The organism is Streptomyces sp. TLI_185 (assembly GCF_003814765.1).
Taxonomy (GTDB): Bacteria; Actinomycetota; Actinomycetes; order Streptomycetales; family Streptomycetaceae; genus Streptomyces.
This window is the reverse complement of record NZ_RKRB01000001.1, coordinates 2,051,122-2,071,673: the sequence shown is the minus strand read 5'-3', so window position 1 is coordinate 2,071,673 and position 20,552 is coordinate 2,051,122. Positions and strand designations below refer to the sequence as shown.

Genomic DNA, 20,552 nt, shown 5'->3' with positions numbered 1-20,552 from the left:
GCCGCGCACCTGGTCACGCCGTCGCCGTACGCGAGGACGCGCGTACGCAGGGCAGTACCAGGGCGCGAGCACTGAGGAGCACCGTTGAGCAGGTTGCGCTGGCTGACCGCGGGGGAGTCCCACGGTCCCGCACTCGTGGCGACGCTGGAGGGTCTTCCCGCCGGTGTGCCGATCACCACGGAGATGGTGGCGGACCACCTGGCCAGGCGCCGGCTCGGTTATGGACGCGGTGCGCGCATGAAGTTCGAGCGCGACGAGGTCACCTTCCTCGGCGGTGTGCGGCACGGTCTCACCCTCGGCTCCCCGGTCGCGATCATGGTGGGCAATACCGAGTGGCCCAAGTGGGAGCAGGTCATGGCGGCCGACCCCATCGACCCGGAGATCCTCGCCGGGCTGGCCCGCAACGCCCCGCTGACCCGCCCGCGCCCCGGCCATGCGGATCTCGCGGGCATGCAGAAGTACGGCTTCGACGAGGCCCGACCGATCCTGGAGCGCGCCTCGGCGCGTGAGACGGCGGCCCGGGTGGCGCTGGGCGCGGTGGCCCGGTCGTACCTGAAGGAGACGGCCGGTATCGAGATCGTCAGCCACGTCGTCGAGCTGTGCTCCGTCAAGGCCCCGCAGGGTGTCTACCCCACCCCGTCCGACGTCGAGAAGCTGGACGCGGACCCGCTGCGCTGCCTGGACGCGGACGCGTCGAAGGCGATGGTCGCGGAGGTCGACCAGGCCCACAAGGACGGCGACACCCTGGGCGGTGTGGTGGAGATCCTGGCCTACGGGGTACCGGTGGGCCTGGGCTCGCACGTGCACTGGGACCGCAAGCTGGACGCCCGCCTCGCCGGTGCGCTGATGGGCATCCAGGCCATCAAGGGTGTGGAGCTCGGTGACGGCTTCGAGCTGGCCCGGGTGCCTGGCTCCAAGGCGCACGACGAGATCGTGGGCACGCCCGAGGGCATCAAGCGCACGTCGGGCCGCTCCGGCGGCACCGAGGGCGGCCTGTCGACGGGTGAGCTGCTGCGGGTGCGGGCGGCGATGAAGCCGATCGCGACCGTGCCGCGCGCCCTGCAGACCGTCGACGTGAGCACCGGTGAGGCGACGCAGGCGCACCACCAGCGCTCGGACGTGTCCGCGGTGCCGGCGGCCGGCATCGTCGCGGAGGCGATGGTGGCGCTGGTGCTGGCGGATGCGGTGGCGGAGAAGTTCGGCGGCGACAGCGTGCCCGAGACCCGCCGCAATGTGCAGTCCTACCTCGACAACCTGGCCATCCGGTGAGTGCTGTGCAGGTGGTGCTGGTCGGTCCGATGGGTGTGGGCAAGTCCACCGTCGGCAGATTGCTGGCCGAGCGGCTCGGGGTCGGCTACCGCGACACCGACGACGACATCGTGGCCGAGCAGGGCCGCACGATCGCTGAGATCTTCGTCGACGAGGGCGAGCCGGCCTTCCGGGCGATCGAGAAGGCCGCCGTGCACAAGGCGCTGGCCGAGCACGACGGCGTCCTCGCCCTGGGCGGCGGCTCGATCCTGGACGCGGACACGCGGGCGCTGCTGGCCGGGCAGCGCGTGGTCTACCTCTCGATGGACGTCGAAGAGGCCGTCAAGCGCACCGGGTTGAACGCGGCCCGGCCGCTGCTCGCGGTCAACCCGCGCAAGCAGTGGCGCGATCTGATGGAGGCACGGCGGTCGCTGTACGAGTCGGTGGCCACGGCGGTCGTGGCCACCGACGGCCGTACGCCCGAAGAAGTCACCCAAGTCGCCCTGGACGCACTGGAGTTGAAAGAAGCATGAGCGAGGCAGTCACCCGGATCCAGGTCGGCGGTAGCGCGGGCAGCGAACCGTACGAGGTCCTGGTGGGGCGTCAACTGCTCGGCGAACTGCGCGGGTTGATCGGCGACAAGGCCAAGCGGGTCGCCGTCGTCCACCCCGAGGCGCTCGCCGAGACCGGTGACGCGCTCCGTGCCGACCTGGCCGGGCAGGGCTTCGAGGCCGTCGCCATCCAGGTGCCGAACGCGGAGGAGGCCAAGACCGCTGAGGTCGCCGCCTACTGCTGGAAGGCGCTCGGCCAGTCCGGGTTCACCCGCACCGACGTCATCGTCGGCGTCGGCGGCGGCGCCACCACGGACCTCGCAGGGTTCGTGGCCGCCACCTGGCTGCGCGGGGTGCGCTGGATCGCGATCCCGACCACCGTGCTGGCCATGGTGGACGCCGCGGTCGGCGGCAAGACCGGCATCAACACCGCCGAGGGCAAGAACCTCGTCGGCGCCTTCCACCCGCCCGCCGGTGTGCTGTGCGACCTGGCGGCTCTGGACTCCCTGCCGGTCAACGACTACGTCTCCGGGCTCGCCGAGATCATCAAGGCCGGTTTCATCGCCGACCCGCAGATCCTGGAGCTGATCGAGGCCGACCCGCAGGCCGCCCGCACCCCGGCGGGCCCGCACACCGCCGAGCTCATCGAACGCTCCATCCGGGTCAAGGCCGAGGTCGTCTCGTCCGACCTGAAGGAGGCTGGCCTCAGGGAGATCCTCAACTACGGGCACACCCTGGGCCACGCCATCGAGAAGAACGAGCGCTACAAGTGGCGGCACGGCGCCGCGGTCTCGGTCGGCATGCACTTCGCCGCCGAACTCGGCCGTCTCGCGGGCAGGTTGGACGACGCCACGGCCGATCGCCACCGCACGGTCCTCGAATCGGTCGGTCTCCCTCTCCACTACCGCTACGACCAGTGGCCCAAGCTGCTGGAGGCGATGAAGGTCGACAAGAAGTCCCGCGGCGACCTGCTGCGCTTCATCGTCCTGGACGGCCTGGCCAAGCCGACCGTCCTGGAAAGCCCCGACCCGGCCGTCCTGCTGGCCGCGTACGGCGAAGTGGGCGAGTAGTCCACCGGTGTGTCATCCGTCCGATTTGCCTTACGGACATGGGCACTTCGGGCCGTCCCCGGCCGTTCACCAAACGGCGGCCGGGGCAGGTACCGTTCGGTAAGGAGCGGGCTCCGGGCCCGCTGCCAGCGCCAATTGCCTGTACGAGACGGAGTGGCACCGGATGCAGCACGCAGTGGGTTCTCCGCTGCCGCCGCCCCATCAGCCGGGGCACGGACCGGCCGGAGGCTGGTCGCCGGCCGCACACCAGCCGGGTCCGCACCAGGCGGGCCCGCACCAGGGCCCCATCCCCGTGCCCCCGCCGCCCCCGGCACCGGGCTACCCCCAGGCGCCCGCACCGCAGCACGCCCCGCCCCCGCCGCCGCCGGACACCACCGGCCATGTCCCGCTGCCCCCCGGCGGCCCCGTCGCGATGCCCAGCGCACCGCCCGCGACGACAGCGCCCGACCCCACCGCCACGACCCTCGCGGTGCTGCTCATCGGCCCCGCGGGCGCCGGCAAGACGAGCGTCGCCAAGTACTGGGCGGACCACCGCCGCGTCCCCACCGCCCACATCAGCCTCGACGACGTGCGTGAATGGGTCCGCTCCGGCTTCGCCGACCCGCAGTCCGGGTGGAACGACCACTCGGAGGCGCAGTACCGCCTGGCCCGCCGCACCTGCGGCTTCGCCGCCCGGAACTTCCTGGCCAACGGCATCTCCTGCATCCTGGACGACGCCGTCTTCCCCGACCGTCCGGTCGTCGGCCTCGGCGGCTGGAAGCGCCATGTGGGACCCGGCCTCCTCCCGGTGGTCCTCCTCCCCGGCCTGGAGATCGTCCTGGAACGCAACGCGGAACGCTCGGGCAACCGCCGCCTCACCGACGAGGAGGTCGCCCGCATCCACGGCCGCATGGCGGGCTGGTACGGCTCGGGCCTCCCGATCATCGACAACAGCCAACTGGACGTCCCCCAGACGGCGAGGGTCCTGGACGACGTACTGGCACGTTCCATCGCCAGCCCCCCGAACTGGTAACGGCAGCGGACTGCAGGGCTCTTTGGCTGCCATCCGCTGGGGCCTGCACGGTTTCAGGGGCGCGGGGCCGTATCGATGTGCGGCTCCGCCGCGTGGGCGCGACCAGCCCCCACAGACCCGCGCCGGGCACTCAACATCAAGCGGCACCCCCATCCCCCAATCGGCACCCCAACCGGCACAAATCCCCCACCGCTCCTACGCTCATCTCATGTCAGAGGTGTACGCACTGCGCCGAGCAAGGCTGAGAGACCGCTGCAAGGCCGGCGGCAGCCAGTCCGCGCTGATCTCCCGCCCCGCCAATGTCCGCTACCTCGCGGGCACCGCCCCGCGGGGCGCTGTCCTGCTCCTGGGCAAGACCGACGACCTGCTGCTCTGCCCCGGCCCGCCGGAGGAGCGACCCGCCGAGGGCCGGCCTGACGAGGCGCTGCGCGTGCAGACCCTGCCCGGCAGCGCGGGCGATCCCGCGGTGGCCGCCGCCGACCTCGCCGAAGGCCAGCGCGCCGACACCCTCGCCGTGGAGGAACACCACCTCACCGTGGCCCGGCACCGGGAGATCCGCTCGGTCGTCCCACGGCTGCGCCTGACCGACCTTGGCGGAGCCGTGGAGCAGCTCCGGGTCGTCAAGGACGAGGAGGAGATCTCCTGCCTCCGCATCGGTGCCGAAATCGCCGATCAGGCCCTCGGTGAGCTCCTGGAGTCCATCCTCGTCGGCCGCACGGAACGGCATCTCGCGCTCGAGCTGGAGCGCCGTCTCGTCGACCACGGCGCGGACGGTCCCGCCTTCCCGACCTCCGTCGCCACCGGCCCCAACGCCGGCAGACGTGCCCACCGGCCCACCGACCGCCGTGTCGAGGAGGGCGACTTCCTCTCCGTCTGTCTGGGCGCCGCCTACCGCGGCTACCGCTGTGAGATCGGGCGTACCTTCGTCATCGGCACGTCTCCAGCGGACTGGCAGATCGAGCTGTACGACCTCGTCTTCGCCGCTCAGCGCGCCGGACGGGAGTCGCTGGTGCCCGGCGCGGCCTGCCGCGATGTGGACCGCGCCGCACGTCAGGTGCTGGACTCCGCGGGGTACACGGAGGGGCTCCCGGCGCTGACGGGGCACGGTGTGGGGCTCGAAATCGACGAGGACCCGCAGCTGGCCCCTGCGGCCATGGGTAAACTGGACGCTTGCGTGCCGGTCACCGTCGAACCGGGGGTCCACCTCCCGGGCCGGGGCGGCGTCCGGATCGATGACACGCTCGTCGTCCGCCCCGAGGCGGACGGCGGACCCGAGCTACTCACCATCACGACCAAGGAGCTGCTCGCACTCTAGCGACCCCAGGGAAGACCAGGCACGTCCCCACGACGCCCGGCACGCACTCTCGCTGCACCGGCCGAAGGCCCTAGTAGCTCCGCTACGAGGACCTCCACCCGGCACACCGAGAGCACGCACCGAACGACGCGGGAACGCACCCGGCCTTCCCTGGCGCCGCCGGCAGGTGCGTGCGCCGGGGTCGTCCACGTCAGTCCAGGAGATTCCGCAACCGTGGCTTCCACGAACGACCTCAAGAACGGCCTGGTGCTCAAGCTCGAAGGCGGCCAGCTCTGGTCCGTCGTCGAGTTCCAGCACGTCAAGCCCGGCAAGGGCCCGGCCTTCGTGCGCACCAAGCTGAAGAACGTGCTCTCCGGCAAGGTCGTCGACAAGACGTTCAACGCCGGCGTCAAGGTCGAGACGGCCACTGTCGACAAGCGCGACATGCAGTTCTCGTACATGGACGGCGAGTACTTCGTCTTCATGGACATGGAGACCTACGACCAGCTGATGGTCGACCGCAAGGCTGTCGGCGACGCCGCCAACTTCCTCATCGAGGGCTTCACGGCCACCGTGGCGCAGCACGAGGGCGAGGTGCTCTTCGTCGAGCTGCCGGCCGCCGTCGAGCTCGTCGTCCAGGAGACCGAGCCGGGCCTGCAGGGTGACCGCTCCACCGGCGGCACCAAGCCCGCCACGCTGGAGACCGGCCACCAGATCCAGGTGCCGCTCTTCATCACCACCGGTGAGAAGATCAAGGTCGACACCCGTACGAGCGACTACCTCGGCCGGGTGAACAGCTAACCGTGGCTGCCCGCAACACGGCCCGCAAGCGCGCCTTCCAGATCCTCTTCGAGGGCGACCAGCGCGGCGCCGACGTCCTGACGGTCCTCGCGGACTGGATCCGGCTCTCCCGGGACGACACCCGGCAGCCGCCGGTGAGCGAGTACACGATGCAGCTGGTCGAGGGCTACGCGAAGCACGCGAAGCGCATCGACGAGCTGATCGCGCAGTACTCGGTCGGCTGGACGCTCGACCGGATGCCGGTGGTGGACCGCAACGTCCTGCGCCTCGGTGCCTACGAGCTGATCTGGGCCGACGAGATCCCGGACGCCGTCGTGCTGGACGAGATGGTGCAGCTGGCGAAGGAGTTCTCCACGGACGAGTCGCCCGCGTTCGTCAACGGCCTGCTGGGCCGGCTCAAGGAGCTGAAGCCCTCACTGCGCCGGGACGAGGCGTAACGACCTGTTGCACCCCAGGTCGTAAGAGGCAGACATCGCCAGGGGGCCCGCAGCGTCACTGCTGCGGGCCCCCTGGCGTTCCCGTACCGGTGAGGCCCCCCAAGGCCGCAGAAAGCCGCCGGGGTGGCCGGAACCGTGAAGTTCCGGCCACCCCGGCGGCACGTTTCTGCTCAGAGCAGTCAGGCGAGTCAGACCTCTTCGTGGGCAACCGCGCGACGCGCGTCCGCGTCCAGCACGCCCCAGCTGATCAGCTGCTCGGTGAGGACCGACGGGGACTGGTCGTAGATGACGGCGAGTGTGCGCAGGTCGTCCTGGCGGATCGACAGCACCTTGCCGTTGTAGTCACCGCGCTGCGACTGGATCGTCGCCGCATAGCGCTGCAGCGGGCCCGCCTTCTCGGCCGGCACGGTCGCCAGCCGCTCCAGGTCCAGGACCAGCTTCGGCGGCGGCTCGGCGGCGCCGCCCGGGGTGGTGCCCGGCAGCAGCTCCTGCACGGGGACCCCATAGAAATCCGCCAGTTCGGCGAGGCGCTGTACGGTCACGGCACGGTCGCCGCGCTCGTACGAACCGACCACGACCGCCTTCCAGCGGCCCTGACTCTTCTCCTCGACACCGTGAAGGGAAAGGCCCTGCTGGGTGCGGATGGCCCGGAGCTTGGCCCCGAGCTGTTTGGCGTATTCGCTGGACATATAGCTCCCCGGACACTGTGTCGACGCGGCTGCAGAGGTTCCGAGCCGCGCGTCTGGTAACTCACTGTGAGGTTACGCAGCGTGACTCTTGTGCGTCAAGCCGAATGGTCCACACCGACGCTTCCGTGGCCGCCGTGGCTGATTACGCCATGGGGGTGATCAGGGGCGTCGTCGGGGCCTGCTACCGTGGATGGCGCAAATCCGACGTCCTTTAAGGTCCGTCCCGTGAGGCGGAGAAGGGGGTCCGTTTCGTATGGACAAGCAGGACACATCCGGAATTCCGGCGTCCGATGCGCGGCCGGTTCTCGAAGGCCCCGACATCGCGCGGGTTTTGACCCGTATCGCCCACGAGATCGTCGAGCGTGCCAAGGGCGCCGACGACGTGGTGCTCCTCGGCATTCCGACCCGAGGGGTCTTCCTCGCCCAGCGGCTCGCCGCCAAGCTCGAGGAGATCACCGACCGGAAGATCCCGATCGGTTCGCTCGACATCACCATGTACCGCGACGACCTGCGCATGCATCCGCCGCGTGCGCTGGCCCGTACCGAGATCCCCGGTGACGGCATCGACGGCCGCCTGGTCGTCCTCGTCGACGACGTGCTGTTCTCCGGCCGCACCATCCGCGCCGCCCTCGACGCCCTGAACGACATCGGACGTCCGCGCGCCGTGCAGCTCGCGGTCCTCGTCGACCGCGGCCACCGCGAACTGCCCATCCGCGCCGACTACGTCGGCAAGAACCTCCCCACGTCGCTGCGGGAGACGGTCAAGGTCCAGCTCGCCGAGGAGGACGGTCGCGACACCGTGCTGCTCGGTGCGAAGCAGACCCCGTAGCACGCACAAGGCGTACGGCTCTGCCCTACGCCCGCTCGGCGCGCCTCCACGCGCGTGCGTGCCGCCCGAATTCTCCCGACCTGAACTGCCTTACGGAGCCTGAAAGATGCAGCGTCATCTCATCTCGGCCGCCGACCTCACCCGCGACGACGCCGTCCTGATCCTCGACACCGCCGAGGAGATGGCCCGGGTCGCCGACCGGCCGATCAAGAAACTGCCGACCCTGCGCGGCCGTACCGTCGTGAACCTCTTCTTCGAGGACTCCACGCGTACGCGTATCTCCTTCGAAGCCGCCGAGAAGCGCCTGTCCGCGGACGTCATCAACTTCACCGCCAAGGGGTCGAGCGTCTCCAAGGGCGAGTCCCTGAAGGACACCGCCCAGACCCTCGAGGCCATGGGCGTCGACGCCGTGGTCATCCGGCACGGTGCCTCCGGTGCGCCCTACCGCCTCGCCACCTCCGGCTGGATCGACGCGGCCGTCATCAACGCCGGCGACGGCACCCACCAGCACCCCACCCAGGCCCTGCTCGACGCGTTCACCATGCGCCGCCGCCTCGTCGGCCGGGACGCCGGGATAGGGCAGGACCTGTCCGGCAAGCGGATCACGATCGTCGGCGACGTGCTGCACAGCCGGGTCGCCCGCTCCAACGTCGACCTGCTGCACACGCTGGGCGCCGAGGTCACCCTCGTCGCGCCGCCCACGCTCGTGCCGGTCGGCGTCGAGCGCTGGCCCTGCGAGGTGTCGTACGACCTGGACGCCGTACTGCCCAAGTCCGACGCGGTGATGATGCTGCGTGTGCAGCGCGAGCGTATGAACGCCGCGTTCTTCCCGACCGAGCGCGAGTACTCGCGGCGCTACGGCCTCGACGGCGACCGCATGGCGCGGATGCCCGAGCACGCCATCGTGATGCACCCGGGCCCGATGGTCCGCGGCATGGAGATCACCGCCGAGGTCGCCGACTCGGAGCGCTGCACTGTCGTGGAGCAGGTCGCAAACGGAGTCTCCATCCGGATGGCCGTCCTGTACCTGCTCCTGGGCGGCAACGAGCCCGCCGTCACCCACGCCCGTACCACCGAGGAGAAGTAAGACCCATGAGCAAGATCCTGATCCGTGGTGCGAAGGTGCTCGGCGGCGAGCCGCAGGACGTGCTGATCGACGGCGGGACGATCGCCGAGGTGGGCGTCGGTCTGAGTGACGAGGGTGCCGAGGTCGTCGAGGCGGCCGGCAAGGTGCTGCTGCCGGGGCTCGTCGACCTGCACACCCATCTGCGCGAGCCCGGGCGCGAGGACTCCGAGACCGTGCTGACCGGCACGCGTGCGGCGGCGAGCGGTGGCTACACGGCCGTCTTCGCCATGGCCAACACCTTCCCGGTCGCCGACACCGCCGGTGTGGTCGAGCAGGTCTGGCGACTGGGCCGGGAGCACGGCTACTGCGATGTGCAGCCCATCGGCGCCGTCACCGTCGGCCTGGAGGGCAAGAAGCTCGCCGAGCTGGGCGCCATGCACGAGTCGGCCGCCGGTGTCACGGTCTTCTCCGACGACGGCAAGTGCGTCGACGATGCCGTGATCATGCGGCGCGCGCTGGAGTACGTGAAGGCCTTCGGCGGGGTGGTCGCCCAGCACGCGCAGGAGCCGCGGCTGACCGAGGGCGCCCAGATGAACGAGGGGATCGTCTCCGCCGAGCTGGGGCTCGGCGGCTGGCCGGCGGTGGCCGAAGAATCGATCATCGCCCGGGATGTCCTGCTCGCCGAGCACGTCGGCTCCCGCGTCCACATCTGCCACCTGTCGACCGCAGGGTCCGTCGAGATCGTCCGCTGGGCCAAGTCCCGCGGCATCGACGTCACCGCCGAGGTCACCCCGCATCACCTGCTCCTCACCGACGAACTGGTGCGGACGTACAACCCGGTCTACAAGGTGAACCCGCCGCTGCGCACCGAGCGGGACGTGATCGCCCTGCGTGAGGCGCTCGCCGACGGCACGATCGACATCGTCGCCACCGACCACGCCCCGCACCCGCACGAGGACAAGGACTGCGAGTGGGCCGCGGCCGCCATGGGGATGGTCGGCCTGGAGACCGCGTTGTCAGTGGTGCAGGAGACCATGGTGGAGACCGGGCTGATCAACTGGGCCGGGGTCGCCGACCGTATGTCCTTCAAGCCCGCGCAGATCGGGCAGGCCACGGGGCACGGGCGTCCCGTCTCGGCTGGTGAGCCCGCCAACCTCACGCTCGTCGACACGGAATACCGTGGGTCCGTGGACCCCACGGGCTTCGCCTCGCGCAGCCGCAACACTCCGTACGAGGGGCGTGAGCTGCCGGGCCGTGTCACGCACACGTGGCTCCGGGGCAAGGCCACGCTCGTCGACGGGAAGCTCACGTGACACCTCTGCAGCATCTGACGTATCTGGCCGCCGAGAAGAAGTCGGCCGAGGTCACCGACTGGGCCGGACGCATCGGCTGGCTCGTCGGGCTCGCGCTCTTCGTCGCGCTCGTCTACTGGCTGATGCGCGAGGGCTGGAAGTGGCGCGGCACGCTCCAGGGTGACCTGCCGGAGCTGCCCAGCGCGCCGGACGAGCCGGGCGAGGCGAGACTGACGATGAGCGGCCGCTATCACGGCTCCACCACCGCCGGGCAGTGGCTCGACCGCATCGTGGCGCACGGCCTCGGCACCCGCAGCCGGGTCGAGCTCACGCTGACCGACGCGGGACTGGATGTCGTACGCCCCGGTGCGACCGACTTCTTCGTCCCGGCGGAGCAGCTGCGCGAGGCCCGGCTCGACAAGGGCATCGCCGGCAAGGTGCTGACCGAGGGCGGGATGCTCGTGGTGACCTGGGCACACGGTGAGCGGCTGATCGACTCCGGGTTCCGCTCCGACCGTGCGGCCGAGCACACCGAGTGGGCCGAGACCCTGAACCACATGATCAACAAGACGGAAGGCGCACGATGACAACCTCCACCAGGGGAGCCGCCAAGGTTCCCGCCGTACTCGTCCTGGAGGACGGCCGGATGTTCCGCGGTCGCGCCTACGGGGCCGTGGGGGTGACCTTCGGCGAGGCGGTCTTCTCGACCGGCATGACCGGCTACCAGGAGACCCTGACCGACCCCTCGTACCACCGCCAGGTCGTCGTGATGACCGCCCCGCACGTCGGCAACACCGGCGTCAACGATGAGGACCCGGAGAGCAAGCAGATCTGGGTCGCCGGATACGTCGTGCGCGACCCCGCGCGCGTGCCGTCCAACTGGCGCTCCCGTCGCTCGCTCGACGACGAACTGCGCCACCAGGGCGTCGTCGGCATCTCCGGCATCGACACGCGCGCGCTGACGCGTCATCTGCGCGAGCGCGGCGCCATGCGCGTCGGCATCTTCTCCGGCAACGCGCTGCCCGACGAGGGCACCATGCTCGCCGAGGTCCGCCAGGCCCCCGAGATGAAGGGCGCCAACCTCTCCGCGGAGGTCGCCACCAAGGAGGCGTACGTCGTTCCGGCGATCGGCGAGAAGAAGTTCACCGTCGCCGCCGTCGACCTCGGCATCAAGGGCATGACCCCGCACCGCATGGCCGAGCGCGGCATCGAGGTGCACGTGCTGCCCGCCACGGCAACCGTCGAGGACGTGTACGCCGTCAACCCCGACGGTGTCTTCTTCTCCAACGGCCCAGGTGACCCGGCCACCGCCGACCACCCCGTCTCCGTCATGCAGGGCGTGCTGGAGCGCAAGACCCCGCTCTTCGGCATCTGCTTCGGCAACCAGATCCTGGGCCGCGCGCTCGGATTCGGCACCTACAAGCTCAAGTACGGCCACCGCGGCATCAACCAGCCGGTGCAGGACCGTACGACCGGCAAGGTCGAGGTCACGGCGCACAACCACGGCTTCGCCGTCGACGCCCCGCTCGACAAGGTCTCCGACACCCCCTACGGCCGCGCCGAGGTCTCCCACGTCTGCCTCAACGACAACGTGGTGGAGGGCCTGCAGCTCCTCGACCAGCCCGCCTTCAGCGTCCAGTACCACCCCGAAGCGGCAGCGGGCCCGCACGACGCCGCCTACCTGTTCGACCGCTTCACCTCTTTGATGAGCACAGCACTGATGGAGGGCCAGCGTGCCTAAGCGCACCGATATCCAGTCCGTCCTGGTCATCGGCTCCGGCCCGATCGTCATCGGCCAGGCCGCCGAGTTCGACTACTCCGGCACCCAGGCGTGCCGCATCCTGCGCGCCGAAGGCCTGCGGGTCATCCTCGTCAACTCCAACCCGGCGACGATCATGACCGACCCGGAGATCGCCGACGCCACGTACGTCGAGCCGATCACCCCGGAGTTCGTCGAGAAGATCATCGCCAAGGAGCGCCCCGACGCGCTCCTGCCCACCCTGGGCGGCCAGACGGCCCTCAACACGGCCATCTCGCTGCACGAGGCCGGCACTCTCGACAAGTACGGCGTCGAGCTGATCGGCGCCAACGTCGAGGCCATCAACAAGGGCGAGGACCGCGACCTCTTCAAGGTGGTCGTCGAGGCCGTCCGCCAGAAGATCGGCCACGGCGAGTCCGCCCGCTCGGTCATCTGCCACTCCATGGACGACGTCCTCAAGGGCGTCGAGACGCTCGGCGGCTACCCGGTCGTCGTCCGACCGTCCTTCACCATGGGCGGCGCCGGTTCCGGCTTCGCGCACGACGAGGAGGAGCTGCGCCGCATCGCAGGCCAGGGCCTCACGCTCTCGCCGACCACCGAGGTGCTCCTCGAGGAGTCCATCCTCGGCTGGAAGGAGTACGAGCTGGAGCTGATGCGCGACAAGCACGACAACGTCGTGGTCGTCTGCTCCATCGAGAACTTCGACCCCATGGGCGTGCACACCGGAGACTCGATCACCGTCGCGCCCGCGATGACGCTGACCGACCGCGAGTACCAGATCCTCCGTGACATCGGCATCGCCGTCATCCGTGAGGTCGGCGTCGACACCGGCGGCTGCAACATCCAGTTCGCGGTGAACCCCGAGGACGGCCGCGTGATCGTCATCGAGATGAACCCGCGCGTGTCGCGGTCCTCGGCGCTCGCCTCCAAGGCGACCGGCTTCCCGATCGCCAAGATCGCGGCCAAGCTGGCCGTCGGCTACACCCTCGACGAGATCCCGAACGACATCACGCAGGAGACCCCGGCCTCCTTCGAGCCGACGCTCGACTACGTGGTCGTCAAGGCCCCGCGTTTCGCCTTCGAGAAGTTCCCGCAGGCCGACTCCACTCTGACCACCACCATGAAGTCGGTCGGCGAGGCCATGGCCATCGGCCGCAACTTCACCGAGGCCTTCCAGAAGGCGCTGCGCTCGCTGGAGAAGAAGGGCAGCCAGTTCACCTTCGTCGGCGAGCCGGGCGACAAGGCTCTCCTCCTCGAAGAGTCCGTGCGCCCGACCGACGGCCGTATCAACACCGTCATGCAGGCCATCCGCGCCGGCGCCACGCAGGAGGAGGTCTTCGAATACACGAAGATCGACCCCTGGTTCGTCGACCAGCTCTTCCTCATCAAGGAGATCGCCGACGAGCTCGCCGAGGCGCCCGAGCTGACCCGCGAGCTGCTGGCCGAGGCCAAGCGGCACGGCTTCTCCGACCAGCAGATCGGTGAGATCCGCGGACTGCGCGAGGACGTCGTGCGCGAGGTCCGGCACGCGCTGGGCATCCGCCCGGTCTACAAGACGGTCGACACCTGCGCCGCCGAGTTCGCCGCCAAGACGCCGTACTTCTACTCCTCCTACGACGAGGAGACGGAGGTCGCACAGCGCGAGAAGCCGGCGGTCATCATCCTGGGCTCCGGCCCCAACCGCATCGGCCAGGGCATCGAGTTCGACTACTCCTGCGTCCACGCCTCCTTCGCACTGAGCGACGCGGGCTACGAGACCGTGATGGTCAACTGCAACCCGGAGACCGTCTCCACGGACTACGACACCTCCGACCGCCTGTACTTCGAGCCGCTGACGCTCGAGGACGTCCTGGAGATCGTCCACGCCGAGCAGCAGGCCGGTCCGGTGGCGGGCGTCGTCGTCCAGCTGGGCGGCCAGACCCCGCTGGGCCTCTCGCAGGCGCTGAAGGACAACGGCGTGCCGATCGTGGGCACCTCGCCCGAGGCCATCCATGCCGCCGAGGACCGCGGTGCCTTCGGGCGGGTGCTCGCCGAGGCGGGCCTGCCGGCCCCCAAGCACGGCACGGCCACCACCTTCGCCGAGGCCAAGGCCATCGCCGACGAGATCGGCTACCCGGTCCTGGTGCGGCCGTCGTACGTGCTCGGCGGACGCGGCATGGAGATCGTCTACGACGAGACCCGGCTGTCGTCCTACATCGCCGAGTCGACCGAGATCAGCCCCTCCCGTCCGGTCCTCGTCGACCGCTTCCTCGACGACGCCATCGAGATCGACGTCGACGCGCTCTACGACGGCCATGAGCTCTACCTCGGCGGCGTCATGGAGCACATCGAGGAGGCCGGCATCCACTCCGGCGACTCGGCGTGCGCACTGCCGCCGATCACGCTGGGCGGCTTCGACATCAAGCGGCTGCGGGCCTCGACCGAGGCCATCGCCAAGGGCGTCGGCGTCCGCGGGCTCATCAACATCCAGTTCGCGATGGCCGGCGACATCCTCTACGTCCTCGAGGCCAACCCGCGGGCGTCCCGCACCGTCCCCTTCACCTCGAAGGCGACCGCGGTGCCGCTGGCGAAGGCCGCCGCCCGGATCTCCCTGGGCGCGACCATCGCCGAGCTGCGCGCGGAGGGGCTGCTTCCGGCCAACGGCGACGGTGGCGAGCTCCCGCTCGACGCGCCGATCTCCGTCAAGGAGGCCGTCATGCCGTGGTCCCGCTTCCGCGACATCCACGGCCGGGGCGTCGACACCGTCCTCGGCCCGGAGATGCGCTCCACCGGCGAGGTCATGGGCATCGACTCCGTCTTCGGCACGGCGTACGCCAAGTCGCAGGCGGGCGCGTACGGCCCGCTGCCCACCAAGGGCCGCGCCTTCATCTCGGTCGCCAACCGCGACAAGCGCTCGATGATCTTTCCGGCGCGCGAGCTGGTCGCCCACGGCTTCGAGCTGCTCGCCACCTCCGGCACCGCCGAGGTCCTCAAGCGCAACGGCATCAACGCGACCGTCGTGCGCAAGCAGTCCGAGGGCACCGGTCCGAACGGCGAGAAGACCATCGTCCAGCACATCCACGACGGCGAGGTCGACCTCATCGTCAACACCCCGTACGGCACCGGCGGCCGCCTCGACGGTTACGAGATCCGTACGGCGGCCGTGGCGCGGTCGGTCCCCTGCCTGACGACGGTCCAGGCGCTCGCCGCAGCCGTCCAGGGCATCGACGCCCTCAACCACGGCGACGTGGGCGTCCGTTCGCTCCAGGAACACGCGGAACACCTGACCGCGGCCCGCGACTAGCAGCCCTGAGGGGGACACCGGAAACGGTGTCCCCCTCTTCATGAGGTCACCTGAGACTTCAAGAGGACACCGACATGTACAAGCTTTTCTTCCGTCTGGTTTTCAAACGGATGGACCCGGAGCAGGCCCATTACCTGGCCTTCCGCTGGATCCGGCTCGCCGCCCGCGTCCCCGTGCTGCGCACCTTCGTCGCTGCCGCCCTCGCACCGCGCTACCAGGAACTGCGCACGGAGGCCTTCGGGCTGCGTATGCACGGGCCCTTCGGGCTCGCCGCCGGCTTCGACAAGAACGCGGTCGCGATCGACGGCATGTCGATGCTCGGCTTCGACCACGTCGAGATCGGTACCGTGACCGGGGAGCCGCAGCCCGGCAACCCCAAGAAGCGCCTGTTCCGGCTCGTGAAGGACCGTGCGCTGATCAACCGCATGGGCTTCAACAACGAGGGCTCGCTGGCCGTCGCGGCCCGTCTGGCGTCCCGTGAGCCGGTTTTCAGGACCGTCGTGGGCGTCAACATCGGCAAGACGAAGGCCGTCCCGGAGGCGGAGGCCGTCGGCGACTACGTGAAGTCGACCGAGCGGCTGGCGCCGTACGCCGACTACCTGGTCGTGAACGTGTCGTCCCCGAACACCCCCGGCCTGCGCAACCTGCAGGCCACGGAGGCGCTGCGGCCGCTGCTGAGCGCCGTCCGCGAGGCCGCCGACCGCACGGTGACCTCCCGCCGTGTCCCGCTGCTCGTGAAGATCGCGCCGGACCTCGCCGACGAGGACGTCGACGCCGTGGCCGACCTGGCCGTCGAGCTCGGCCTGGACGGGATCATCGCCACCAACACCACCATCGCGCGCGACGGACTCGGTTTGAAATCCGAACCGTCTCTCGTGAAGGAGACCGGTGGCCTGTCCGGCGCACCCCTCAAGTCCCGCTCCCTGGAGGTGCTGCGCCGCCTCTACGCGCGCGTGGGCGACCGCATCACCCTCGTGGGCGTCGGCGGCATCGAGAACGCCGAGGACGCCTGGCAGCGCATCCTGGCCGGCGCCACCCTGGTCCAGGGTTACAGCGCCTTCATCTACGAGGGCCCCTTCTGGGGCCGCGCCATCCACAAGGGCCTCGCCGCCCGCCTCGGCACCAGCCCGTACGCCACCCTCGCCGACGCGGTCGGCGCCGACGTGAGGAAGACGGCATGAGCTCTCTCGAACCCTTCGGCGCACGCCTTCGCCGCGCCATGGACGAGCGCGGGGCGCTCTGCGTCGGCATCGACCCGCACGCCTCCTTGCTGGCCGAGTGGGGCCTGAACGACGACGTCGCCGGTCTTGAGCGGTTCAGTCGCACGGTCGTCGAGGCGATGGCCGACCGGGTCGCAGTCCTGAAGCCGCAGAGCGCGTTCTTCGAGCGCTTCGGCTCGCGCGGCATCGCGGTCCTGGAGAAGTCGGTGGCCGAGGCGCGGGCGGCCGGTGCGCTGGTCGTGATGGACGCCAAGCGCGGCGACATCGGCTCGACCATGGCCGCGTACGCCGAGACCTTCTTGCACAAGGACTCCCCGCTCTTCTCGGACGCGCTCACCGTCTCGCCCTACCTCGGCTACGGATCGCTCTCCCCGGCCGTCGCGCTCGCCCGGGAGAGCGGCACCGGCCTGTTCGTGCTCGCGCTGACCTCCAACCCGGAGGGCGGCGAGGTGCAGCACGCGGTGCGCACGGACGGACGGAACATCGGGGCGACGATGCTGGCGCACCTCGCCGCCGAGAACACGGGGGAGGAGCCTCTGGGGTCCTTCGGGGCCGTCGTCGGCGCCACTCTGGGCGACCTGTCGTCGTACGACCTGGACATCAACGGGCCGCTCCTGGCGCCCGGCATCGGCGCCCAGGGCGCCACCGCTGCCGACCTTCCCGGCGTCTTCGGAGCCGCCGCGCGCAACGTCGTGCCGAACGTCAGCCGGGGGGTGCTGCGGCACGGTCCCGACGCCGGGGCGCTGCGCGCGGCCGCGGAGCGCTTCGCGGAGGAGATCAGGGCCGCCGTGGGAGCCGTATGAGGCTTTCGCGACGGTCGTCGCAGGTGTTCGAGGCGCTCGCACGAGTCCTCCGATGAGTGGTCGTCGGGTGCTTCGAGGTCCGCTTGAGTCTGGATACATCCTCAAATCCGGGGCATTATGTCCTAAATGTCCGTCCTGGCAGAGGCTGACCAGGACTTTTCCGCTGTTCTCGCTGACTCTGGCGCGCTCGCCCGCTAGTCTCCGACGAGTGGGGGCCCCTCCCGCGCTCTTGAAGCAATGGGGGACAACGGGCAAGCGTGTTGCTCGTGGCTCCCCAGGTGTGGGGCGACTAGGTTCCTCACCGGTCCGTATCCGACAGTTCGACATCCGAGGTGACGTAGGCGTGGCTCTTCCGCCCCTTACCCCTGAACAGCGCGCAGCCGCGCTCGAAAAGGCCGCCGCGGCTCGCCGGGAGCGGGCCGAGGTCAAGAATCGACTCAAGCACTCCGGCGCCTCCCTGCACGAGGTCATCAAGCAGGGCCAGGAGAACGACGTCATCGGCAAGATGAAGGTCTCCGCCCTGCTCGAGTCCCTGCCGGGCGTGGGCAAGGTCCGCGCCAAGCAGATCATGGAGCGTCTGGGCATCTCCGAGAGCCGCCGGGTGCGCGGCCTCGGTTCCAACCAGATCGCTTCCCTGGAGCGTGAGTTCGGCAGCACCGGCTCCTGAGTCCGGGTACTCCGGACCGGGAGTCCCGGGCACTCCGGGATTGCTGGAATAATCGCTGCATGGCTGCAACATTCCGGGGGACGACCCCCGAGCCCCCGGACGTACGTCCGCGGCTGACCGTGCTCTCCGGCCCCTCCGGGGTCGGCAAGAGCACGGTCGTCGCTCATATGCGCAAGGAACACCCCGAGGTCTGGCTCTCGGTGTCGGCGACGACCCGCAAGCCCCGCCCCGGCGAGAAGCACGGAGTCCACTACTTCTTCGTCACCGACGAGGAGATGGACAAGCTGATCGCCAACGGCGAGCTGCTGGAGTGGGCCGAGTTCGCCGGCAACCGCTACGGCACGCCGCGTGCGGCCGTGCTGGAGCACCTGGAGGACGGCGTGCCGGTCCTCCTGGAGATCGACCTCCAGGGCGCCCGGCAGGTCCGCGAGACCATGCCGGACGGCCGGCTGGTGTTCCTGGCTCCGCCCTCCTGGGAGGAGCTCGTCCGCAGGCTCACCGGCCGGGGGACCGAGCCGCCCGAGGTGATCGAGCGCCGTCTCGACGCAGCCAAGATCGAGCTGGCGGCCGAGCCGGAGTTCGACATGACCTTGGTCAACACCTCCGTCGAGGACGTGGCTCGCGAGCTGCTAGCCTTGATGGATGTCCTGTGATCACGAGTGATGTGATCACGACCGATCTTTTCCCATCCATCGGAAGGTAGAGCGTGTCCTCTTCCATCTCCGCGCCCGAGGGCATCATCAACCCGCCGATCGACGAGCTCCTCGAGGCCACCGACTCGAAGTACAGCCTCGTGATCTACGCGGCCAAGCGTGCCCGCCAGATCAACGCGTACTACTCGCAGCTCGGCGAGGGCCTCCTCGAGTACGTCGGTCCGCTCGTCGACACCCATGTCCACGAGAAGCCGCTCTCGATCGCCCTGCGCGAGATCAACGCCGGTCTGCTGACGTCCGAGGCCATCGAGGGCCCGGCGCAGTAGTACTTTCGTATTGCGGTTGGTTTTTCCACAGGCCCGACAGCGCGACTGTCGGGCCTGTGGTGTGTGATGGAGTCGTTGATGGACTCGTACGTTGCCGAGCCGGGGAGAGACGGTGGACAAGCCCAAGGTCGTCCTGGGGGTCAGCGGTGGCATCGCCGCCTACAAGGCCTGCGAGCTGCTGCGGAGGCTGAGCGAGTCCGGCCATGACGTACGCGTGGTGCCCACGGCCTCCGCGCTGCACTTCGTCGGCGCCGCCACCTGGTCCGCCCTCTCCGGCAACCCCGTCTCCACCGAGGTCTGGGACGACGTCCACGAGGTCCCGCACGTCCGCATCGGGCAGCACGCCGACCTGGTCGTCGTCGCCCCGGCGACCGCGGACATCCTCGCGAAGGCCGCCCACGGCCTGGCCGACGACCTGCTCACGAACACGCTCCTGACCGCCCGCTGCCCGGTCGTCTTCGCACCCGCCATGCACACCGAGATGTGGGAACACCCGGCCACCCAGGAGAACGTGGCGACGCTGCGCCGCCGCGGCGCCGTCGTCATCGAACCGGCCGTCGGCCGTCTGACCGGCGTCGACACCGGCAAGGGCCGCCTGCCCGACCCTACGGAGATCTACGCGATCTGCCGCCGCGTGCTGTCCAGAGGCGTCACCGAGCCCGACCTCAACGGCCGGCACGTCGTCGTCAGCGCCGGCGGCACCCGCGAACCCCTCGACCCGGTGCGCTTCCTCGGCAACCGCTCCTCCGGCAAACAGGGCTACGCCCTCGCCCGCACCGCCGCCGCGCGCGGGGCCCGCGTCACGCTGATCGCCGCGAACACCGGCCTGCCGGACCCTGCGGGCGTGGACGTCGTCCAGGTGGGCACGGCCGTACAGCTGCACGAGGCGGTACTGAAGGCGACCTCGGACGCGGACGCCGTCGTCATGGCCGCAGCGGTCGCGGACTTCCGGCCGGAGACCTACGCGGCCGGAAAGATCAAGAAGAAGGACGGCCAGGACCCGGACCCCATCGTGCTGGTGCGGAATCCGGACATCCTCGCGGAGATCTCGACGGAGCGCGCGCGCCCCGGACAGGTGATCGTCGGCTTCGCCGCCGAGACCGACGACGTCCTGGCCAACGGCCGCACCAAGCTGGAGCGCAAGGGCTGCGACCTCCTCGTGGTGAACGAGGTGGGGGAGCGCAAGACCTTCGGCTCCGAGGAGAACGAGGCAGTGGTACTGGGCGCCGACGGCACCGAGACCCCGGTACACCGCGGCCCGAAGGAACATCTGGCCGAAACTGTCTGGGACCTGGTCGCGGAGCGCCTCGGCTGAATGTTTCATTCGCTTCTCGGTCCCCACAAACCTCTGCCACCGGGCGTGGCGCCCCCTGGCCAACGCCCCTCGGTATTGGGCAGAATGCGCGTGCCGCAGGTCACAGCACTCCCGAGAGGCGAGACAGGGAGGCGGGTGGCCGAGCACGACCGATAAACTGTTCTCGGACGACGCCGGGCGCAGCCCCCGGGCCCGTCCGCCAATGATCAGCCAGCAGCCGCTGCAACCCCAGGGAGC

The 20,552-nt window shown here is 70.0% G+C and carries 20 protein-coding genes; 19 read left to right on the top strand and 1 reads right to left on the bottom strand.

The genetic code is table 11. The annotated features are described in order from the left end of the window. Nucleotides 1–84: 84 nt before the first annotated feature. The 7 genes from aroC to nusB all read left to right on the top strand — a co-directional run bounded on the left by aroC (nt 85) and on the right by nusB (nt 6,413). On the top strand, nt 85–1,269 hold the full coding sequence (gene aroC / locus EDD92_RS09365) for a chorismate synthase (protein ID WP_123963874.1): 1,185 nt from the start codon (nt 85–87) through the stop codon (nt 1,267–1,269). Next, a complete protein-coding gene (locus tag EDD92_RS09360) occupies nt 1,266–1,781 on the top strand; it encodes a shikimate kinase (protein WP_123963873.1) in 516 nt (171 codons plus the stop codon). The genes aroC and EDD92_RS09360 overlap by 4 nt, the downstream gene beginning before the upstream one ends. Beyond that, entirely contained in the window at nt 1,778–2,869 is a 1,092-nt protein-coding gene (gene aroB / locus EDD92_RS09355) for a 3-dehydroquinate synthase (protein WP_123963872.1), read from the top strand. The genes EDD92_RS09360 and aroB overlap by 4 nt, the downstream gene beginning before the upstream one ends. Before the next feature lie 163 nt (nt 2,870–3,032). Then, on the top strand, nt 3,033–3,881 hold the full coding sequence (locus EDD92_RS09350) for a Pro-rich N-terminal domain-containing protein (protein ID WP_123963871.1): 849 nt from the start codon (nt 3,033–3,035) through the stop codon (nt 3,879–3,881). A gap of 208 nt (nt 3,882–4,089) precedes the next feature. Then, nucleotides 4,090–5,196, top strand: a complete 1,107-nt coding sequence (locus EDD92_RS09345; RefSeq protein ID WP_123963870.1) for an aminopeptidase P family protein — start codon at nt 4,090–4,092, stop codon at nt 5,194–5,196. A 213-nt stretch (nt 5,197–5,409) separates the two neighbouring features. Beyond that, nucleotides 5,410–5,976, top strand: coding sequence for an elongation factor P (efp, locus tag EDD92_RS09340; RefSeq protein ID WP_020117452.1), 567 nt, complete (start codon nt 5,410–5,412; stop codon nt 5,974–5,976). A 2-nt stretch (nt 5,977–5,978) separates the two neighbouring features. Next, nucleotides 5,979–6,413 carry a transcription antitermination factor NusB gene (gene nusB / locus EDD92_RS09335; protein WP_030946863.1) on the top strand — a complete coding sequence of 145 codons (435 nt, stop codon included), beginning with the start codon at nt 5,979–5,981 and terminating at the stop codon, nt 6,411–6,413. A gap of 188 nt (nt 6,414–6,601) precedes the next feature. Here the strand turns inward: nusB and bldD are convergent, their stop codons facing one another. Next, nucleotides 6,602–7,102 carry a transcriptional regulator BldD gene (gene bldD / locus EDD92_RS09330; RefSeq protein WP_030946861.1) on the bottom strand — a complete coding sequence of 167 codons (501 nt, stop codon included), beginning with the start codon at nt 7,100–7,102 and terminating at the stop codon, nt 6,602–6,604. 253 nt (nt 7,103–7,355) lie between these two features. Here bldD and pyrR point away from each other — a divergent pair, with 253 nt between their 5' ends. The 12 genes from pyrR (at nt 7,356) to coaBC (ending at nt 20,315) form a co-directional block, all read left to right on the top strand. Then, on the top strand, nt 7,356–7,931 hold the full coding sequence (gene pyrR / locus EDD92_RS09325) for a bifunctional pyr operon transcriptional regulator/uracil phosphoribosyltransferase PyrR (RefSeq protein ID WP_123963869.1): 576 nt from the start codon (nt 7,356–7,358) through the stop codon (nt 7,929–7,931). A 106-nt stretch (nt 7,932–8,037) separates the two neighbouring features. Beyond that, on the top strand, nt 8,038–9,018 hold the full coding sequence (locus EDD92_RS09320; protein ID WP_123963868.1) for an aspartate carbamoyltransferase catalytic subunit: 981 nt from the start codon (nt 8,038–8,040) through the stop codon (nt 9,016–9,018). A 5-nt stretch (nt 9,019–9,023) separates the two neighbouring features. Continuing rightward, nucleotides 9,024–10,310: a dihydroorotase gene (locus EDD92_RS09315; RefSeq protein ID WP_123963867.1), complete on the top strand. Its 1,287-nt coding sequence runs from the start codon at nt 9,024–9,026 to the stop codon at nt 10,308–10,310. Then, nucleotides 10,307–10,876, top strand: a complete 570-nt coding sequence (locus EDD92_RS09310) for a hypothetical protein (protein ID WP_123963866.1) — start codon at nt 10,307–10,309, stop codon at nt 10,874–10,876. The genes EDD92_RS09315 and EDD92_RS09310 overlap by 4 nt, the downstream gene beginning before the upstream one ends. Beyond that, on the top strand, nt 10,873–12,030 hold the full coding sequence (gene carA / locus EDD92_RS09305; RefSeq protein ID WP_123963865.1) for a glutamine-hydrolyzing carbamoyl-phosphate synthase small subunit: 1,158 nt from the start codon (nt 10,873–10,875) through the stop codon (nt 12,028–12,030). Before EDD92_RS09310 ends, carA begins: the two co-directional genes overlap by 4 nt. Further along, entirely contained in the window at nt 12,023–15,331 is a 3,309-nt protein-coding gene (gene carB, locus EDD92_RS09300) for a carbamoyl-phosphate synthase large subunit (RefSeq protein ID WP_123963864.1), read from the top strand. Before carA ends, carB begins: the two co-directional genes overlap by 8 nt. Nucleotides 15,332–15,405: 74 nt before the next feature. Then, entirely contained in the window at nt 15,406–16,512 is a 1,107-nt protein-coding gene (locus tag EDD92_RS09295; protein ID WP_123963863.1) for a quinone-dependent dihydroorotate dehydrogenase, read from the top strand. Then, on the top strand, nt 16,509–17,354 hold the full coding sequence (gene pyrF / locus EDD92_RS09290; protein ID WP_123963862.1) for an orotidine-5'-phosphate decarboxylase: 846 nt from the start codon (nt 16,509–16,511) through the stop codon (nt 17,352–17,354). The genes EDD92_RS09295 and pyrF overlap by 4 nt, the downstream gene beginning before the upstream one ends. A gap of 343 nt (nt 17,355–17,697) precedes the next feature. After that, complete coding sequence (locus EDD92_RS09285; RefSeq protein WP_003977346.1) at nt 17,698–18,021, top strand: integration host factor; 324 nt, start codon at nt 17,698–17,700, stop codon at nt 18,019–18,021. A gap of 59 nt (nt 18,022–18,080) precedes the next feature. Beyond that, complete coding sequence (gene gmk / locus EDD92_RS09280) at nt 18,081–18,674, top strand: guanylate kinase (RefSeq protein WP_115909361.1); 594 nt, start codon at nt 18,081–18,083, stop codon at nt 18,672–18,674. A gap of 53 nt (nt 18,675–18,727) precedes the next feature. Beyond that, nucleotides 18,728–19,000, top strand: coding sequence for a DNA-directed RNA polymerase subunit omega (rpoZ, locus tag EDD92_RS09275; RefSeq protein ID WP_003977348.1), 273 nt, complete (start codon nt 18,728–18,730; stop codon nt 18,998–19,000). 112 nt (nt 19,001–19,112) lie between these two features. Continuing rightward, the gene (gene coaBC, locus EDD92_RS09270) at nt 19,113–20,315 is read left to right on the top strand and encodes a bifunctional phosphopantothenoylcysteine decarboxylase/phosphopantothenate--cysteine ligase CoaBC (protein WP_123963861.1); all 1,203 of its coding nucleotides are present in this window, start codon (nt 19,113–19,115) and stop codon (nt 20,313–20,315) included. The last annotated feature ends 237 nt before the right edge of the window (nt 20,316–20,552 follow it).

What these genes read in the sequence shown, in the direction of transcription:
- pyrF (WP_123963862.1), top strand. Translation starts at nt 16,509, where the DNA reads ATGAGCTCTCTCGAACCCTTCGGCGCACGCCTTCGCCGCGCCATGGAC.
- gmk (WP_115909361.1), top strand. Translation starts at nt 18,081, where the DNA reads ATGGCTGCAACATTCCGGGGGACGACCCCCGAGCCCCCGGACGTACGT.
- bldD (WP_030946861.1), bottom strand. Translation starts at nt 7,102, where the DNA reads ATGTCCAGCGAATACGCCAAACAGCTCGGGGCCAAGCTCCGGGCCATC.
- pyrR (WP_123963869.1), top strand. Translation starts at nt 7,356, where the DNA reads ATGGACAAGCAGGACACATCCGGAATTCCGGCGTCCGATGCGCGGCCG.
- aroB (WP_123963872.1), top strand. Translation starts at nt 1,778, where the DNA reads ATGAGCGAGGCAGTCACCCGGATCCAGGTCGGCGGTAGCGCGGGCAGC.
- EDD92_RS09320 (WP_123963868.1), top strand. Translation starts at nt 8,038, where the DNA reads ATGCAGCGTCATCTCATCTCGGCCGCCGACCTCACCCGCGACGACGCC.
- carA (WP_123963865.1), top strand. Translation starts at nt 10,873, where the DNA reads ATGACAACCTCCACCAGGGGAGCCGCCAAGGTTCCCGCCGTACTCGTC.
- EDD92_RS09345 (WP_123963870.1), top strand. Translation starts at nt 4,090, where the DNA reads ATGTCAGAGGTGTACGCACTGCGCCGAGCAAGGCTGAGAGACCGCTGC.
- EDD92_RS09350 (WP_123963871.1), top strand. Translation starts at nt 3,033, where the DNA reads ATGCAGCACGCAGTGGGTTCTCCGCTGCCGCCGCCCCATCAGCCGGGG.
- EDD92_RS09295 (WP_123963863.1), top strand. Translation starts at nt 15,406, where the DNA reads ATGTACAAGCTTTTCTTCCGTCTGGTTTTCAAACGGATGGACCCGGAG.
- EDD92_RS09315 (WP_123963867.1), top strand. Translation starts at nt 9,024, where the DNA reads ATGAGCAAGATCCTGATCCGTGGTGCGAAGGTGCTCGGCGGCGAGCCG.